We start from the raw sequence: 15,175 nt of genomic DNA, 5'->3' as shown, positions 1-15,175 counted from the left end.
CCCGACGGGCATGGATCCGATGAAGCCGCTCGATGACATCGACCGCAAGCTGATCGCCCTGCTGCAGGACAATGCGCGCCTGTCCACCGTAGCCCTGGCCAAGGCGGTCGGACTGGGACGCAGCACGGTGCAGGAGCGCTTGCAGCGACTCGAGGATGCCGGCGTCATCGCCCAGTACACGGTGCGTCTGGGCAGCGGCAACGAACCACTGTTGGCCTGGCTGTTGCTGCGCTATGTCGACGGCTTCACCTGCGACGATGTGATGCCGGCCCTGGCGGCGCTGCCGCAAGTCCAGCAATGCCATAGCGTGGCCGGAGAGATCGACCTGATGGTGCTGGTGCGCGCGGACGCGCCGAGCCATCTGGCCGACCTGCGCGAGCGCATCGCCCTGCTCAAGGGCGTGGACGACGTGACCACGCTGACCGTGCTGCGGGTCATGCTCGACCGCAGCGCATAGCCGCGGCATGGACGTGGCTGCGCTGAAGCGGTACTGCGGCCGGCTTCCCGGAGCCAGCGCAGTGCTATTGCCGGAGCCCATGAACGTGCTGTCCTATCGGGTCTTCGACAAGACGTTCGCCTACTTCAAGACCAGCGAGCCCGAGCGCTGGCGCTTCAGCATCAAGGTCACGCCGGAGCGTTTCCTCGAACTGACCGACATGCCGGGGGTGAAGCCGGCGCGCTGGATGGGCCGCTGGCGCTGGGTCACGATCGTCGACGTGGCCGCATTCCCGCACACCTATCTGCGCGAACTGGTCGAGTGGTCGTATCGCGATGCCGTTGCCCGCCTCAGCAGGCGCCGGCAGCGGGAGTTGTTGCCGTAGTGACCCGGCGGATGCGGCTCAGGCGCCGACGCTCTGGCGTACCTTGTCCGCGTCGCGTACCGGTCGCACCTCGATGCAGCCGGTCTGCGCCCAGGGGATGTCCTTGGCCATTTCCACCGCCTGTTCCAGGCTCTCGGCCTCGATCAGGTTGAAGCCGGCGAGGACTTCCTTGGTCTCGGCGAACGGGCCGTCGACGACGGTGGTCTTGCCGGCGCGGATCCGCACTGACCTGCCAGTGGACGGGGCTTCGAGCTGTCGGTAGGACTTGAGCGTGCCCTGCTGCTTGAGCTCGTCCGCGTGCTGCAGGCAATAGCGCATGCGCGCGTCGTATTCGGCTTCGGGCAATGCCTCTTGCAGCTCGGTGTCGGTATAGACCAGCAGCAGATATTCCATGGGGTCGATCGGCGGCGGAGGAGGAGGCCGCATCCTAACCGAGCCGGGCGTCGGATGAAGACAGGAGCCGGGGAAAACGGCTCAGGCGCTTCCGGCCATCGCGCGCTCGATGTCCTCCAGGCGCTGGCCGCGGGTTTCGATCCCGCTGCGCAGCAGCAATATGCAGGCTGCCAGCATCGGCAGCGCGATCAACAGCGCCGACAGCGCGAAATGATCGAAGAAGCCTGCGACCCCGAGGCCCGCACCCAGGATCCCGCCGAACTTGGAGCTGGCCGCGATGCTGCCCGAGCCGGTCCCGCGCAGGTGCACGGGGTAGATCTCGGCTGCGTAGGGAATAAGCATCGCAATCACGCCGCTGATCGTGACCAGCAGCGCCACGGTGCACACGATGACCAGCGATTCGGAACGCACCTGCAGCCAGCCCATCGCGGCGAAGGCGAGCAGCGCGAGCGCGGTCATGCCGATGAACAGCACCAGCGACTTGAAGCTGCTCCAGCGGTGATAGAGCCAGATCACCACGCCGATCCCGGGCAGGGCCAGGATCGCGGACTTGGCCAGCACGGTGCTGGCGGCTTTCGGGTCCACGCCGAGCTCGGTCAGGTTCACTGGCAGCCACAGCAGGAAGCCGAAGTTCGCCAGGCCCCAGGCCACCCCCGCGGTGAGCAGACCCCAGGTAATGCCGGCATGGCGACCGCGCAGGAGTTCACGCACACCCACCACTGGCCGTTCGTCGATCACCGGCGCACCCGGGTGGGCGGCATCGTCGCGCTCCACTGCGGCGTAGGCATTGCCGGAAAACTTGCGCAACACCGCGCGGGCCTGGTCGACCAGGCCGGCGTTGGACAGGAAGCGCGGGGATTCGGGGATGTAGCGGTACAGGAACACGATGATCGCGCCGGTGGGCAGGCCGAGCAGCCACAGCACGCGCCAGCTGAACATCTCGCCCAGGGTCGCCGCTGCCCCTGCTGCGAGCAGATAGCCGGCGGAGGTGCCGATGCCACCGAGCGCCACCAGCAGCCAGCCGCGATGCGCGGCCGGCACGGTCTCGGCCATCAGGGTGAAGGTGATCGGCAGCAGTCCGCCGGCCGACATGCCCATCAGGAAGCACATCGCCAGGTTCCATTCGAATGTGGGCATCGCCCCGCAGATCGCGGTGCCGATGAACATCAATGCGCCCAGCAGGATGGCCGCGCGGCGTCCGAACAGGTCAGCCACGCGCCCCCAGACCACCGATCCGATGGTGGTGCCGGTCAGCGCCACCAGCGCCAGCAGGCTCGCCGTGGGCTTACCGATCTGATACTCGGCGCTCATGCCCGGCATCACGAATCCCAACGTGGCTGGCTTCATCACGTCCACCGCCAGCGCCACCACCAGCACCGTCACCAGCTTCCAGTGTTCGATGTTGAGCGGCACGCCATCGGCGATGTGAAAATGGAGATGTCCGGCATCGCCCTGCATCGCCTCGCGCATCTGCGCCATGCGCGGCATCAGGCCGTAGGCCGCCAGCGCCAGGCCGAGCGGGATGATCGCCATGCCGACCCACATCTCGGTGGTCATCGGCATGCCGACCATCTGCCAGTGGGTGTGCTGGCCCATCATGAACATCGGCATGTGCGAGAACACGCCCGCGACGATCAGCGCGCTGCCGAGCCAGAACGCGACGGGGTGGTGGAAGGCGAGTCCGCTGGATTTCATGGAATGGGCGGCGTGAGAGGACCGGCATTGTCGCCGATCCGCCGCTGTTGCTCGCTGCCCTTGGTCTGCGCGGCTGCGAAGCGACCCAGGCCGGGCGCGGTCCGGCACCGAATCGCCATGCGGCAGCCAGGCCCCCCATGGCGGCGGCCAGGCCCTAGCATGGCGGCATGTGCCTGATCGCCTTCGCCTGGCGCGCCGACCCGCGCTACCGGCTCGCCCTGATCGCCAACCGCGACGAATTCCACGAACGCGCCGCCGCACCCGCGGGCGCCGATCCGATCCAGCCGCATCTGTATGGCGGCCGCGACCTGCAAGCCGGGGGCAGCTGGCTGCTGGCCTCCACCCGCGGGCGCCTGGCGGCAGTCACCAATGTGCGTGCCGGCATGGTGCCCGACGCCGCTCCGCGTTCCCGGGGTGCCCTGGTGCGCGGCTTCGCCGAAGCAGCGGACAGCGCCGAAGCCTTCGTCGCCGGACTGGAGGCGACGGCCCGCGAATACGGTCGCTTCAACCTGCTGCTCTGGGACGGCGAGTCGCTGTTGTTCGCCAGCAATCATCCGCGCTTCGCGATGCAGGCCGTGCCACCGGGCGTGCACGCGATGTCCAACGGCGCCTTCGACGCGCCCTGGCCCAAGGCGATGCATGCCACGCGCGCGCTGCAATCGTGGCTGGAGGCGGAGTCCCCGCAGGACCGTCCAGTCGAGCAGGCGATGGCGCCGCTGTTCGACGCACTCGCCGATACCAGCCAGGCGCCGGATGCACTGCTGCCGGACACGGGCGTGGGGCTGGAGCTGGAGCGCACGCTTTCGCCGGCGTTCGTGCGTGGAGCGGCCTATGGCACGCGCTGCAGCAGCGTGGTCCTGGCCGGAGTCGACGGGACCTTGGTGTTTGCCGAGCGGCGCTACGGACCGGAAGGCCGTTTCGAGGGCAGCTCCATCGCGCAACTACCTTGGCCGGGCGTCCAGGGGCCTCGCGTCCCATGACCGGCCGACCATGCCGGGTTGCGCAGCGGGTGATCGCCGCGCAGCGCGCACGCTTGGATCCGGTTCGCATGCGGCCACAACCATGACTTCGGTTGGCCGACCGTTGCCACATGCGTTGCCGGTCGCGGACGCCTAGCCTGCGCAGGCACCCGGAGAACGCCATGAACGCGATCGAGATCCAGGCCACGCAGGGATCGCGCCACGACTTCGCAGATCGGACCGAAAGTGTGGAAACCGTACCGCAGACGAACGTACGTCATGTGCATCACGTGCGCGAGTTCGGCATCGGCTACGGCAACAGCAGCGGCTACGGCAGCGCGCTGCATTTCACCGACGGGCACGAGGACACGCTGTTCAAGTTCCGCTAGGACGTCTCGCCCGACGTTGCACCGCGCGCGAGGCGGTGCGGGCACTGCGCCGCGGGCCCACACTTACGCGGGCTGTGCTTCGCCGGATTCGCCGCGGAAGTACGGTTCGACCGTGCCCTTGACCTTCATTGTCATCGGCTGCCCGCGACGGTCGAGCGCGCGTCCTGCCGCCACCCGCACCCAGCCTTCGCTGACGCAATACTCCTCGACATTGGTGCGATCGACGCCGTTGAAGCGCACGCCGATGCCGCGTGCCAGCAGGGCTTCGTCGTAATACGGGCTGCGGGGGTCGTTGGACAGGCGGTCGGGCAGGGTGTCGGTCATGGCAGGCATGCAAGGCGCTGGAGCAGGTCGCATTGTAGCCGTGGAGGCGTGGAAGGCCCTGGCGAGAGCGCCATCAGTGCTGCGCATGCCTGATCGCTTGCTGGTACGCGAATGCCCCGATGGGCGGGCGCTAAGGTGCTTCGCCGCGTCCCTGGGCTTTGGCCTGCGCGATCACCGACTTGAGCAGTGCGCGGTCGCGGTGTCGCGAGATGGGCATGGCGCCCAGCGCCAGCGCGATGCTGCGCAGGTCGGCATGGACGTCGTAATGGGCGCCGCTGCGCTTGTCCTGGAAGGCGCGTCGCGGGATGCCCAGACGGGCGGCGAACGCGTGCAGCTCGTCCAGCGTGTCGGCCATCAGATGGGCCCAGCGCTGGCCCCGCCAGAGCGTCACCGCATCGTCCACGTAAACCGTCAAGGCTTAGCGGTCGGCGATGCGGGTGGAGGCGCCAAGTTCCGTGACGAGCCAGCGGTCGAGCATCGCCTTCTCGTACCGCAGCGGATCGCTGCCGAAGCTGGAACTGCCCATCAGGTAACCCGGGTCCATCAGCTTGCGGTCGCCTTCGTCGATGACGCGTCCGTCCGCGCCGATGCGCTGGAAGTGCAGCTCCATCCGCGGCGGGTAGTGATCACGCAGGATGCGCACGTCATTCATCGCCAGGCCGTGCCAGGGCTCGTAGGAGCCGGCGCGGCGGATGTCGGTGATCTCCACCTCGAGTCGTTCGCCGGCGGGCAGCCGTTTCAGCGCGCGCTGCCGCAGGTATTCGGCCAGTTGCACCACCCAGTCGCCGCGCTCGGCTTCATGGCGATTGGTGCTGTAGCGGATGTCGCTGAACTGCGCAGGATCGGTCCAGCGCACGTCGACCGTGCCGTCCACCGGCAGGCTGCGTGGCGCCTCCGGATCGGTGACGCGTCGCTGCGCAGCAGCGGCGTCGGGCGCGAGGGCCGCCATCAGCAGGCAGGGAAGCAGAATTTTCGCCAGCATGTCGCGTCCTCCTGACAGGGAACCTGCGTGGGATTGTGCGCTCCCGGGATGGGCGTTTGCAGGCCGGTCCGGCGAACGGTTCACGTCTGGTTTCGGATGAGCGCCGCTGCCGGGACGCGCGGACCGGCAACGCCGCCTCCCTGCCGGATCGCCGGTCAGTCCAGCAACGGCTCCAGCACCGGCCACACGTGGTCACGGATGCGCGGCTGGGCGGCTGCGACCGGGTGCATGTTGTCGCCCTGGAAGTTGCCGCGGTCGGAAGCGATCGGCTGCAGCAGGAAGGGCAGCAGCGTTGTGCCGAAGCGCTGCGCCAGCTCCCGGTATCCGCGTTCGAATTCCATGGTGTAAGCGGGCCCGTAGTTGGGAGGAATGCGCATGCCCACCAGCAGCACCTTCGCCCCGATGCCCTGGGCGGCGCCGATCATGCGCGCAAGATTGCGCCGGGTCTCGCGCAACGGCAGGCCGCGCAGCGCATCGTTGGCCCCCAACTCGATCACCACCACCGACGGGCGATGGCGCACCACCGCATCGACGATCCGCGCCGCGCCGCCGGCGGTGGTTTCGCCGCTGATGCTTGCATTGACCACGCGCCAGCCCGGGCGTTGCTTTGCGATCCGTTCCGCGGTCAGCGCCACCCAACCCTGCGCCGCCGACAGGCCGTACGCGGCCGAGAGCGAATCGCCCATCACCAGCACCGTGCGCGGATCAGTGGCGACGAACGATGCCGGCCGGGCAGCGGGCTGGGCCTGCAGCGCGCACGTCAGCAGCAGCGCAACCCAACCGATGGCCCATTGAAGGCGACGGGCGGTCGCCGCATATCGTGTTTTCATGCGTCACTCCACCACCGGCGGATACGGCGTTGTGCCGCTCCGCCAGCAGACAGGTCCAGAACTAGGATGCCAGCTTCCATGACCGAAACGACAGCGTTGCAGGCCGACCGACTGGGCAAGCGTGTGCCGATGCCTGCAGGCGAACTCGTGATCCTCGATGGCATGTCGTTCCGCATCGACCAGGGCGACAGCATCGCCATCGTCGGTCCGTCGGGTTCGGGCAAGAGCACGTTGCTTTCGCTGCTTGCCGGGTTGGACACGCCCAGCAGCGGTTCGGTGGTGCTGGCGGGCGAGCCGCTTTCGCAGCTCGATGAAGACGGCCGTGCCCGCGTGCGCGGCGAAAAGGTGGGCTTCGTGTTCCAGAGTTTCCAGCTGCTGCCCTCACTGACCGCGCTGGAGAACGTGATGCTGCCGCTGGAACTGCGCGGCGACGGCGATGCCGAACCGCCGGCGCGGAGCATGCTGCAGCAGGTCGGCCTGGGCGAGCGCCTGGGTCATTATCCGCGGCAGTTGTCGGGCGGCGAGCAGCAGCGCGTCGCCCTGGCGCGGGCCTTCGTCACCCGGCCTTCGCTGCTGTTCGCCGACGAACCCACCGGCAATCTCGACACCCGCACCGGGCAAGGGATCATCGAACTGTTGTTCGACATGAACCGCCAGGCGGGCACGACCCTGGTCCTGGTTACCCATGACGAGCACCTGGCCGAGCGCTGCCATCGCACCCTGCGCCTGGACGGCGGCCGTCTGGTGGCGGACACGGCACAGGCCGCATGAGCCGGCGTATCGGCACCTTGGCCCTGGCCTGGCGGCAGCTGCGCCGCGACCTGGCCGCAGGCGACATCCGGATCCTGGCCGCGGCCCTGGTGCTGGCAGTGGTTGCGGTCACGGCCGTGGGCTTCGTCACCGATCGTGCCGAACGCGCGCTCGGGATCGAGGCGAACAAACTGCTGGGAGGCGACGCGGTGCTGCGTGCGGACGCGCCGATCGCCGGTGCGGCGCGCGCGGCCGCGAACGTGCCGGGATTGCGCAGCGCCGAGACGGTTGAACTCGACAGCATGGTGCGCGTCGCAGGCAGTGGGTCGCCGCGCGCGAGCGATGGAGCCTCGCTGCGGCTGGGCGAGCTGCAGGCGCTCGGGGCTGGATATCCACTGCGCGGCAGTTTCACTGTCGAGGTCGACGGCGGTACGCGCGCCGCCGATGCGATCCCGCAGCCCGGCACCGTGTGGATGAGCCGCACCGGCGCCGACACGCTGGGCGCGAAGCCGGGCGATACCGTGCTGCTGGGCGATGCCTCGCTGCGGCTGGTCGCGCTGGTGACGCAGGAACCCGGCGCAGGTTTCGATTACTTCAATGTCGCGCCCAAGGTTTTCCTCAACCTGGCCGACCTCGCCAGCACCGGCCTGGTGCAGGAAGGCAGCCGCGTGCACTACCGGCTGGTCGTCGCCGGACAGGCAGCGGCGGTCGAGCGCTTCGTCGCGACCGCACGCGCCAACCTCGGGCGCGGGCAGCGGCTCGAGACCATCGGCGAAAGCCGGCCTGAGCTGCGTTCGGCGCTCGATCGTGCCGGACGCTTCCTTGGACTCGCGGCGCTGGTATCGGTGATCCTGGCGGCGGTCGCGGTGGCGATGGCGGCGCGCCGCCACAGCGAGCGCCATCTTTCCGGCGTCGCGGTGATGCGCTGCCTTGGCGCCGTGCAAAGCACGTTGGTGGCCCTGCACGTCGGCGAACTGCTGTTGCTCGGCCTGATCGCCTGCACGATTGGCGTTGCCATCGCCTTCGGCCTGCAATGGGCGGTCGGGGCGTGGCTGGCGCAGGAATTGCAGCTCTCGATCCCACCAGCCTCGATCTGGCCGGCGTTGCAGGGATACGGCGTCGGCCTGGTGGTGCTGCTCGCCTTCGGTGCGCCGCCCGTGCTTGCGCTGCGACGCGTGCCCGCGCTACGCGTGTTGCGGCGCGACCTGGACCCGACCGAGCCCAGCGCGTGGGTCGTGGCGATCGCCGGCTTCGCCGGACTGGCCGCCCTGCTGTGGTGGAAGGCCGGTTCGGCGGTGCTGGGCGGCGCGATGCTGCTGGGCATCGCTGCGACGCTGGCCGTGCTGGCGCTGCTGGCATGGGCACTGATCCTGGTCGTGCGGCGTGTGCGCTCGCGCCTGCGCGGCAGCCTGCGCTACGGCCTGGCCAACGTCAGCCGCCGTGCCGGCACCAGCATCGCGCAGGTGTCCGCGTTCGGACTCGGGCTGATGGCATTGCTGCTGTTGACCTTCGTGCGCACAGATCTGCTCGATCGCTGGCAGCTGCAGCTGGCGGAGAACGCGCCCAACCGCTTCATCATCAACGTGCAGCAGGACCAGGTGCAGGCGGTCCGCGCCTTCATCGCGCAACAAGACGTGGGCGAACCCGCCCTGGTTCCGATGGTGCGTGCGCGCCGGGTGGCGCGCAACGGCCGGCCCACTTCGGGTGCGGACTATGACCGGGGCGAGGACAGGGGCGAGGACGCCGATGCCGCGCGCCAGGCGCGCCGGCGCGCCGCGCGCGAGTTCAATCTGTCTTCGGCGCCTACGCTGCGCGATGACAACAAGGTTGTCGCCGGCCGGTTCTGGTCCGGGACGCCGGCGCGCACCGAGTTTTCGGTGGAAGAGCGCTTCGCCGAATCGCTGGGCTGGAAGCTCGGGGACCGCATCGGCTTCGATGTCGCCGGGCAGACACTGAGCGGCACGATCACCAGTCTGCGCAGCGTGGAATGGGAGAGCTTCCGCCCGAACTTCTTCGTCCTGGCCTCGCCCGGCGCGCTGGCCGGTTATCCGGCCAGCTACATCACCGCGGTCAGCGTGCCGGACACCAGGCCACGCTTCACCGCCGAGCTGGTGCAGCGTTTTCCGAACCTGTCGGTGATCGACGTGGACGCGGTGCTCAAGCAGGTGCGCGCCACCGGAGACCAGGTCTCGAAGGTGGTGCAGGTGGTGTTTTGGTTCTCGTTCGCCGCGGGGGTGCTGGTGCTGCTGGCCGCGGTGAGCGCCAGCCAGGACGAACGCCTGCTCGAGGCCGGCGTGATGCGCGTGCTCGGTGGTAGCCGCCGGCAGCTGCGCCTGGCCCAGGCCTCGGAGTTCGCGGCGATCGGCCTGCTGTCGGGCCTGGTCGCCGCGGTCGCCGCCTCGGTGCTGTCGGGTGTGGTCGCCATTCGCGTGTTCGACCTGCCGTGGGAGCCGAACTGGCAGCTGGCGTTGGCCGGCGGCGGGCTGGGCATGCTCGCGGCGCTGGTTGCCGGGCTCTGGGTCACCCGGCGCGTGCTGGACACGCCGCCGGCGGTGACCCTGCGGACGCTGGATTGAATGGCCTGATGCGATCGGAACGTCATGGTTCTTTTGCGGCACTGGGCAGACAGGACCGAAGTGCCATCCGCCCGCCAGGTTGTGCGTTTCAGGCCGCCAGCTTCCGCGCCAGCAGGAAGTAGGCCAGGTTGCCCAGGCCGGTCGCGATCAGCAGGATCGCCAAGGTCGCCGGGGTGATGTGGTCCAGACCCTGGGCCGAGATCGCGGTGAAGCCGATGCCCAGCGCCACCAGCACCACGCCCCAGCGCAGCGAGCCGTGGCGGCGGCGGGCTTCCTCGCTCTCGACGATCGAACGGACCAGCTCCTGGGAGCCGTTGGATTCGACCATCTGGCGGCGGACGCGGGCGTCGACCACCGCCTTGATGGCGTAGGTAATGCAGACGAACAGCACGATGGGGATCAGGAATTCGAGGTTCATGGCGGTGGCCGTGGTTGGGGTTCGGTGACAGAGATACGGCGGGTTCGTCGGCGGTTGCAGGGCCTCCGTCGCATCGGGCTTGCAACCGGGCGCCCCACAGGCGTATCCCTGCCGCTGTGAGTGCAGCCACCACCATCGAGGAAGACCGCGCCCTGGTCGCGGCCGTGCTGGGCAACGCCCCGGGCGCGTTCGAACGCCTCGTGCGCCAGTATCAGGGTCTGTGCTGGCATATCGTCCAGCGCATGGTCCGCAACCCGGAGGATGCCCGCGACCTGTGCCAGGAAACCTTCCTGCGCGTGCACCAGTGCCTGCACCAGTACCGCGGCGAACGGGCATTGAGCGGCTGGATCGGGCAGGTGGCCTATTCGATGGCGAAGCGGCACCTGGAACGCAAGCGGGTGCCGATCGCCGAATCGCCCGCCGATGGGCCGTCGCTGGCCGAGAGCGTGGCCGACGATTTCGATCTGGAGACCAGCGTCGCCGGCGCCGAGATCGACCAGCACCTGCATGCCGCGATCGAAACCCTGCCGCCGCTGCAGCGCACGCTGCTCACGCTGTACCACCTGGAAGAACTGCCGATCGGCGAGATTTCACGCATCACCGAACTGCCCGAGAACACCATCAAGAGCCACCTGTTCCGCAGCCGCAAGCTGTTGCGCGATCTGCTCGCGCCGCGGATGGGTCTGGCCGAAGTAGGAGCCGCCGCATGAACGCCAAGCATCCCCGACCGGGCACCGACGCCTTCGAACGCGAATGGCAGCTGCAGGAACGTGCGCTGCGCGATGAACGGAGCGAGCTTGCGGGCGATCCGGACGTCGCCGCATACCGCCGGGTGGCGCGCGCCCTTCGCCAACCGCAGCCCGACCGCCTTCCCAGCAATTTCGCCTACACCGTGGCCGCGCTGGCCGAACGCGGCCTGCGCGCCGCCCGGCTCGACACGCGCCTGGAGCAGGCCCTGGTGCGCGCGCTGATCGCGGTGATGGCACTGGGCGCGCTGGTGGTCGTGGTGTTGTTCGGGCGCGACTGGCTGGCCGCACTCGATGCCTTCGGCACGGGCGCAAGCGGCTGGGTCGCCACGGCGGTCGCCTGCGTCGCGCTCACCTGGGCTATGGACGGCCTGCGTCGCTGGCGCTTTTCCAAGCAGCCATAGCCGCATCTGGCGACCCGATGCGGGTTGCGACTTGCGGGGGACCCTCGCTGCCGTGAGGTCGCGGGCTTCGGGCAGCGGCGTCCCGGTCGGCCGCGCCTATCAGAACGCGTGGTCGAACCCGACCTCGCCCTGCACGCCGACCTGGTAGGCCGACACCCGCCGCTCGAAAAAGTTGGTCAGTTCCTGCACATCCTGCAGATCCATGAACGGGAACGGGTTGCGCGAGCCGAAATGCTTCGGCATACCCAGCTGCGCCATCCGCTGATCGGCGCAGTACTGCAGGTATTCGCGCATGTCCTTGAGCGACAGGCCCGCCACGCCGCCGGACAGGGTGTCCTCGGCGAAGGCATACTCGCATTCGACCGCCTCGCCCATCATCTGCACCACCCGTGTGCGCAGCTCGTCGTCGAACAGGTCCGGCTCCTCCTCGCGCACGGTGCGGATCACCTCGAAGGCGAAGGCCATATGCGCGCTTTCGTCGCGGAACACCCAATTGGTGCCCGAGGCCAGGCCGTGGAGCAGCCCTCGCGAGCGCAGGTAGTAGACGTAGGCGAAGGCGCCGAAGAAGAACAGGCCTTCGATGCAGCAGGCGAAGCAGATCAGGTTGAGCAGGAACTGCTGCCGCTGCTCACGGGTTTCGATCCGCTGCAGGCCCTGCAGCGAATCGATCCACTTGAAGCAGAACCCGGCCTTCCTGCGGATGGAAGGAATGTTGTCGACCGCGGCGAAGGCCCTGGCGCGTTCGTTCGGGTCGGGCAGGTAGGTATCGAGCAAGGTCAGGTAGAACTGCACGTGCAGCGCTTCCTCGTACAGCTGCCGCGACAGGTACATGCGCGCCTCGGGCGCATTGATGTGCTGGTACAGGTTGAGCACCAGATTGTTGGCCACGATCGAGTCGCCGGTGGCGAAAAACGCCACCAGCCGTTCGACCAGATGGCGCTCGGCCGGCCCGAACTTGTGCTTGAGGTCGTTGGTATCCAGCGAGAAATCCACTTCCTCCACCGTCCAGGTGTTGCGGATGGCGTTGCGGTACATCTCGTAGAACTGCGGATAGCGCATCGGGCGCAGGGTGAGTTCGAAGCCGGGATCGAGCAGGGACTGATGGTGCGTGGACATTGTCGTCTCGCTTTGTGATGTCCCTTCTCCCTTCGGGAGAAGGTGCCCGAAGGGCGGATGAGGGTTCGGCAGAGCGATGAAGCTTCCGGCCGCCTGTTCGTCGAAGGGTTCGAGGTGTGGCAGTGCATTTCGCTCCGCCGAACCCGCACCCCCAACCCCTCTCCCGAGAGGAGCGGGGCTCTTTCTTCGCTACTGGCAGGCCTCGCAGGACTCGGGGTTTTCCAGCGAACATGCAACGGCGTCAGTGAGGGAAAGTTCCACCTTTGGCTGCGGGCCGTCCGCCACCGTGGCCTTGGCGATCCTGGTCGCCGGGCGCGAGCGCAGGTAATAGGTGGTCTTGATTCCCTGCTTCCACGCGTACATGTACATCGACGACAGCGCGCCGATGCTCGGATTTTCCATGAACAGGTTGAGCGAGGCCGACTGGTCGATGTACGCACCGCGGCCGGCGGCCATGTCGATCAGCGCGCGCATCGGGATTTCCCAAGTGGTGCGGTACACCTCGCGCAGTGCCTGCGGGATTCGCGTGATGGCCTGGATCGAGCCTTCGGCGTGCTTGATGGCATCGCGCATCTCCGCGGTCCACAGTCCGAGCTGCTTGAGTTCGGCCACCAGGTAGCGGTTGACCTGCAGGAAGTCGCCCGACAGCGTCTCGCGCTTGAACAGGTTGCTGGTCTGCGGCTCGACGCATTCGTAGCAACCGGCGATCGAGGCGATGGTCGCGGTGGGTGCGATGGCGACCAGCAGCGAGTTGCGCAGGCCGTGTTCCTGGATGCGCGCGCGCAGGCCGTCCCAGCGGGTGGCGTTCTCCGGCACCACGCCCCAGGCGTCGAACTGCAGCTCGCCGGTCGCGGCGCGGGTCTCGGCGAAGCCCGGATGCCTGCCGCGTTCGATCGCCAACTCGTTGGATGCATCCAGCGCATGGAAGTAGATCTCTTCGGCGATGCGTGCGGACAGCCTGCGTGCGGCCTCGCTATCGAAGGGCAGGCGCAGCCTGAAGAACACGTCCTGCAGGCCCATCACGCCCAGTCCGACCGGACGCCAGCGCAGGTTGCCGCGGCGCGCCGACTCGATCGGATAGAAGTTCAGGTCGATCACGCGGTCGAGCTGGCGGATCGCTAGTTGCACGGTCTCGCCCAGCTTGTCGAAATCGAACACGCTCGTCCCAGCGGGGCCGTCCGCGTCGAAATGCCGCGAGAGGTTGATCGATCCCAGGTTGCAGACCGCGGTTTCCTCTGCCGAGGTGACTTCCAGGATCTCGGTGCACAGGTTCGACAGATGGATCACGTTGCCGGGTTTGGCGGTCTGATTACTGGCGCGGTTGCACTTGTCCTTGAAGGTCATCCAGCCGTTGCCGGTCTGGGCCAGGGTGCGCATCATCCGTGCGTAGAGTTCGCGCGCCCTGATCGATTTGACCGCCTTGCCCTGCGTTTCGGCCTGCTCGTAGGCGCGTTCGAAATCCGCTCCGAACAGATCGACCAACTCCGGCACCACGCGCGGATCGAACAGCGACCATTCCGCGTCGGCTTCCACGCGCCGCATGAACAGGTCCGGCACCCAGTTTGCGAGGTTGAGGTTGTGGGTGCGCCGCGCCTCGTCGCCGGTGTTGTCGCGCAGTTCCAGGAATTCCTCCACGTCGGCGTGCCAGGGCTCCAGGTAGACGCAGGCCGCGCCCTTGCGCTTGCCGCCCTGGTTGACCGCCGCGACCGAGGAGTCGAGCGTCTTCAGCCACGGCACGATGCCGTTGGAGTGGCCGTTGGTGGACCTGATCAGCGAGCCACGCGAACGCACGCGGGTGTAGCTGACGCCGATGCCGCCGCTGAACTTGGACAGTTGCGCGATGTCGCCGTACTTCTGGTAGATCGATTCCAGCGAATCCTGCGGCGAATCGAGCAGAAAGCAGCTGGACAGCTGCTCGTGCGTGGTCCCGCTGTTGAACAGCGTGGGCGAGCTGGGCAGGTAGTCCAGGTTGCCCATGCGCTGGTATAGCGCCAGCGCCTCGGGTACGTCTTCGCTCAGCGCGCAGGCGATGCGCAGGAAGAACTGCTGCGGGGTCTCGACCACCTTGCGCGTATGCGGATGGCGCAACAGGTAGCGGTCGTACAGGGTGCGCAGGCCGAAGTAGTCGAAGTGCCGGTCCAGCGATACGTCGATCGCATCGTTGAGCTTGCGCGCGTTGGCCTGGACGAAGCCGAGCAGGCGGTCGTTGATCAGACCTACTTCGTGGCCGCGCGCGATCGACTGCGAGAAGGCGTGGATTTCCTGGCCTGAGACTTCCTTGGCGATCACTGCGGCGAGCAGGCGCGCGGCCAGGCGGCCATATTCGGGTTCCTCGCCGGTCAACAGCGCCGCGGTGCGGATCGACAGTTCATCCAGTTCGCGCGTGGTGGCGCCGTCGTACAGGCCGGAAATCGTGCGCGTGGCCACGCGCATCGGCTCGACCGCGTGCAGGCCGTCGGCAGCGCGGGTGACCGCGCGCACGATCTTGTTGAGGTCCACGGCCTCGCTGGCGCCGTTGCGCTTGGTCACGCGCATCGTGGTGGCGGTGGGCGGAGGGGTGAGCAGAAATTCGGAATCAACCACGGCATCGGCCACGGCTGCGTTGGTCTGGGGCATGCCGGTATGAGGCATCGGGTCGTCTCCATGCGGGATGCACGGGTCCGGACCTGTCCCTCGCAGGCGCGGATGGCATCGGAAACGACAAGGTCGGACAGCGGCGTCGCAACAACCGGGACTGCGCAGGGGGGCTGCGGCCGGCGTGCTCCACCAGCC

At 68.0% G+C, this 15,175-nt stretch carries 17 protein-coding genes; 8 read left to right on the top strand and 9 right to left on the bottom strand.

Annotation, left to right across the window (positions count from 1 at the left end):
- Nucleotides 1-19: 19 nt before the first annotated feature.
- Together MC375_RS02635 and MC375_RS02630 are read left to right on the top strand one after the other, a co-directional pair.
- Nucleotides 20-457 carry an Lrp/AsnC family transcriptional regulator gene (locus MC375_RS02635; protein WP_242101720.1) on the top strand — a complete coding sequence of 146 codons (438 nt, stop codon included), beginning with the start codon at nucleotides 20-22 and terminating at the stop codon, nucleotides 455-457.
- A gap of 7 nt (nucleotides 458-464) precedes the next feature.
- A complete protein-coding gene (locus tag MC375_RS02630) occupies nucleotides 465-821 on the top strand; it encodes an MmcQ/YjbR family DNA-binding protein (protein WP_277929275.1) in 357 nt (118 codons plus the stop codon).
- 18 nt (nucleotides 822-839) lie between these two features.
- On the opposite strand, the gene MC375_RS02625 is transcribed toward MC375_RS02630, so the two are convergent.
- Nucleotides 840-1,214 carry a YciI family protein gene (locus MC375_RS02625; protein WP_242101718.1) on the bottom strand — a complete coding sequence of 125 codons (375 nt, stop codon included), beginning with the start codon at nucleotides 1,212-1,214 and terminating at the stop codon, nucleotides 840-842.
- Between the two features lie 81 nt (nucleotides 1,215-1,295).
- Nucleotides 1,296-2,909, bottom strand: coding sequence for an MFS transporter (locus MC375_RS02620; protein ID WP_242101717.1), 1,614 nt, complete (start codon nucleotides 2,907-2,909; stop codon nucleotides 1,296-1,298).
- Nucleotides 2,910-3,076: 167 nt separating this feature from the next.
- On the opposite strand from MC375_RS02620, the gene MC375_RS02615 reads away from it, so the two are divergent.
- Both MC375_RS02615 and MC375_RS02610 read left to right on the top strand, forming a co-directional pair.
- The gene (locus tag MC375_RS02615; protein WP_242101716.1) at nucleotides 3,077-3,889 is read left to right on the top strand and encodes an NRDE family protein; all 813 of its coding nucleotides are present in this window, start codon (nucleotides 3,077-3,079) and stop codon (nucleotides 3,887-3,889) included.
- Nucleotides 3,890-4,050: 161 nt separating this feature from the next.
- Nucleotides 4,051-4,257 carry a hypothetical protein gene (locus tag MC375_RS02610; RefSeq protein WP_242101715.1) on the top strand — a complete coding sequence of 69 codons (207 nt, stop codon included), beginning with the start codon at nucleotides 4,051-4,053 and terminating at the stop codon, nucleotides 4,255-4,257.
- 63 nt (nucleotides 4,258-4,320) lie between these two features.
- Here MC375_RS02610 and MC375_RS02605 read toward each other — a convergent pair whose 3' ends face one another.
- The 4 genes from MC375_RS02605 to MC375_RS02590 all read right to left on the bottom strand — a co-directional run bounded on the left by MC375_RS02605 (nucleotide 4,321) and on the right by MC375_RS02590 (nucleotide 6,393).
- Entirely contained in the window at nucleotides 4,321-4,581 is a 261-nt protein-coding gene (locus MC375_RS02605) for a DUF3297 family protein (protein WP_242101714.1), read from the bottom strand.
- Between the two features lie 130 nt (nucleotides 4,582-4,711).
- Nucleotides 4,712-4,996: a DUF4031 domain-containing protein gene (locus MC375_RS02600; protein WP_242101713.1), complete on the bottom strand. Its 285-nt coding sequence runs from the start codon at nucleotides 4,994-4,996 to the stop codon at nucleotides 4,712-4,714.
- A 3-nt stretch (nucleotides 4,997-4,999) separates the two neighbouring features.
- Entirely contained in the window at nucleotides 5,000-5,530 is a 531-nt protein-coding gene (locus tag MC375_RS02595; RefSeq protein ID WP_242102936.1) for a DUF3016 domain-containing protein, read from the bottom strand.
- 188 nt (nucleotides 5,531-5,718) lie between these two features.
- Complete coding sequence (locus MC375_RS02590) at nucleotides 5,719-6,393, bottom strand: arylesterase (RefSeq protein ID WP_242101712.1); 675 nt, start codon at nucleotides 6,391-6,393, stop codon at nucleotides 5,719-5,721.
- A 78-nt stretch (nucleotides 6,394-6,471) separates the two neighbouring features.
- Between MC375_RS02590 and MC375_RS02585 the strand changes: the two genes are divergently transcribed.
- Together MC375_RS02585 and MC375_RS02580 are read left to right on the top strand one after the other, a co-directional pair.
- A complete protein-coding gene (locus MC375_RS02585; RefSeq protein ID WP_242101711.1) occupies nucleotides 6,472-7,164 on the top strand; it encodes an ABC transporter ATP-binding protein in 693 nt (230 codons plus the stop codon).
- Complete coding sequence (locus MC375_RS02580; protein WP_242101710.1) at nucleotides 7,161-9,719, top strand: FtsX-like permease family protein; 2,559 nt, start codon at nucleotides 7,161-7,163, stop codon at nucleotides 9,717-9,719. The genes MC375_RS02585 and MC375_RS02580 overlap by 4 nt, the downstream gene beginning before the upstream one ends.
- A gap of 88 nt (nucleotides 9,720-9,807) precedes the next feature.
- On the opposite strand, the gene MC375_RS02575 is transcribed toward MC375_RS02580, so the two are convergent.
- Entirely contained in the window at nucleotides 9,808-10,137 is a 330-nt protein-coding gene (locus MC375_RS02575; protein WP_242101709.1) for a DUF6249 domain-containing protein, read from the bottom strand.
- Between the two features lie 116 nt (nucleotides 10,138-10,253).
- On the opposite strand from MC375_RS02575, the gene MC375_RS02570 reads away from it, so the two are divergent.
- Nucleotides 10,254-10,847 (top strand): sigma-70 family RNA polymerase sigma factor, encoded by a 594-nt coding sequence (locus tag MC375_RS02570; protein ID WP_242101708.1) that lies wholly within the window; start codon nucleotides 10,254-10,256, stop codon nucleotides 10,845-10,847.
- Nucleotides 10,844-11,287: a hypothetical protein gene (locus MC375_RS02565; RefSeq protein ID WP_242101707.1), complete on the top strand. Its 444-nt coding sequence runs from the start codon at nucleotides 10,844-10,846 to the stop codon at nucleotides 11,285-11,287. The genes MC375_RS02570 and MC375_RS02565 overlap by 4 nt, the downstream gene beginning before the upstream one ends.
- A 99-nt stretch (nucleotides 11,288-11,386) precedes the next feature.
- Here the strand turns inward: MC375_RS02565 and MC375_RS02560 are convergent, their stop codons facing one another.
- Entirely contained in the window at nucleotides 11,387-12,403 is a 1,017-nt protein-coding gene (locus MC375_RS02560) for a ribonucleotide-diphosphate reductase subunit beta (protein ID WP_242101706.1), read from the bottom strand.
- Nucleotides 12,404-12,592: 189 nt separating this feature from the next.
- On the bottom strand, nucleotides 12,593-15,019 hold the full coding sequence (locus MC375_RS02555; protein ID WP_242101705.1) for a ribonucleoside-diphosphate reductase subunit alpha: 2,427 nt from the start codon (nucleotides 15,017-15,019) through the stop codon (nucleotides 12,593-12,595).
- Nucleotides 15,020-15,175: the final 156 nt, after the last annotated feature.

It is taken from the genome of Lysobacter sp. M2-1, from assembly GCF_022662495.1.
Lineage (GTDB): Bacteria > Pseudomonadota > Gammaproteobacteria > Xanthomonadales > Xanthomonadaceae > JAKPBU01.
This window is presented reverse-complemented; position numbering and strand designations above follow the sequence as displayed.

Bases quoted from the DNA above. Each gene is read 5' to 3' on its own strand.
- MC375_RS02635 (WP_242101720.1), top strand. From the start codon at position 20: ATGAAGCCGCTCGATGACATCGACCGCAAGCTGATCGCCCTGCTGCAG.
- MC375_RS02630 (WP_277929275.1), top strand. From the start codon at position 465: ATGGACGTGGCTGCGCTGAAGCGGTACTGCGGCCGGCTTCCCGGAGCC.
- MC375_RS02625 (WP_242101718.1), bottom strand. From the start codon at position 1,214: ATGGAATATCTGCTGCTGGTCTATACCGACACCGAGCTGCAAGAGGCA.
- MC375_RS02620 (WP_242101717.1), bottom strand. From the start codon at position 2,909: ATGAAATCCAGCGGACTCGCCTTCCACCACCCCGTCGCGTTCTGGCTC.
- MC375_RS02615 (WP_242101716.1), top strand. From the start codon at position 3,077: ATGTGCCTGATCGCCTTCGCCTGGCGCGCCGACCCGCGCTACCGGCTC.
- MC375_RS02610 (WP_242101715.1), top strand. From the start codon at position 4,051: ATGAACGCGATCGAGATCCAGGCCACGCAGGGATCGCGCCACGACTTC.
- MC375_RS02605 (WP_242101714.1), bottom strand. From the start codon at position 4,581: ATGACCGACACCCTGCCCGACCGCCTGTCCAACGACCCCCGCAGCCCG.
- MC375_RS02595 (WP_242102936.1), bottom strand. From the start codon at position 5,530: ATGGCGGCCCTCGCGCCCGACGCCGCTGCTGCGCAGCGACGCGTCACC.
- MC375_RS02590 (WP_242101712.1), bottom strand. From the start codon at position 6,393: ATGAAAACACGATATGCGGCGACCGCCCGTCGCCTTCAATGGGCCATC.
- MC375_RS02585 (WP_242101711.1), top strand. From the start codon at position 6,472: ATGACCGAAACGACAGCGTTGCAGGCCGACCGACTGGGCAAGCGTGTG.
- MC375_RS02580 (WP_242101710.1), top strand. From the start codon at position 7,161: ATGAGCCGGCGTATCGGCACCTTGGCCCTGGCCTGGCGGCAGCTGCGC.
- MC375_RS02575 (WP_242101709.1), bottom strand. From the start codon at position 10,137: ATGAACCTCGAATTCCTGATCCCCATCGTGCTGTTCGTCTGCATTACC.
- MC375_RS02565 (WP_242101707.1), top strand. From the start codon at position 10,844: ATGAACGCCAAGCATCCCCGACCGGGCACCGACGCCTTCGAACGCGAA.
- MC375_RS02560 (WP_242101706.1), bottom strand. From the start codon at position 12,403: ATGTCCACGCACCATCAGTCCCTGCTCGATCCCGGCTTCGAACTCACC.
- MC375_RS02555 (WP_242101705.1), bottom strand. From the start codon at position 15,019: ATGCCCCAGACCAACGCAGCCGTGGCCGATGCCGTGGTTGATTCCGAA.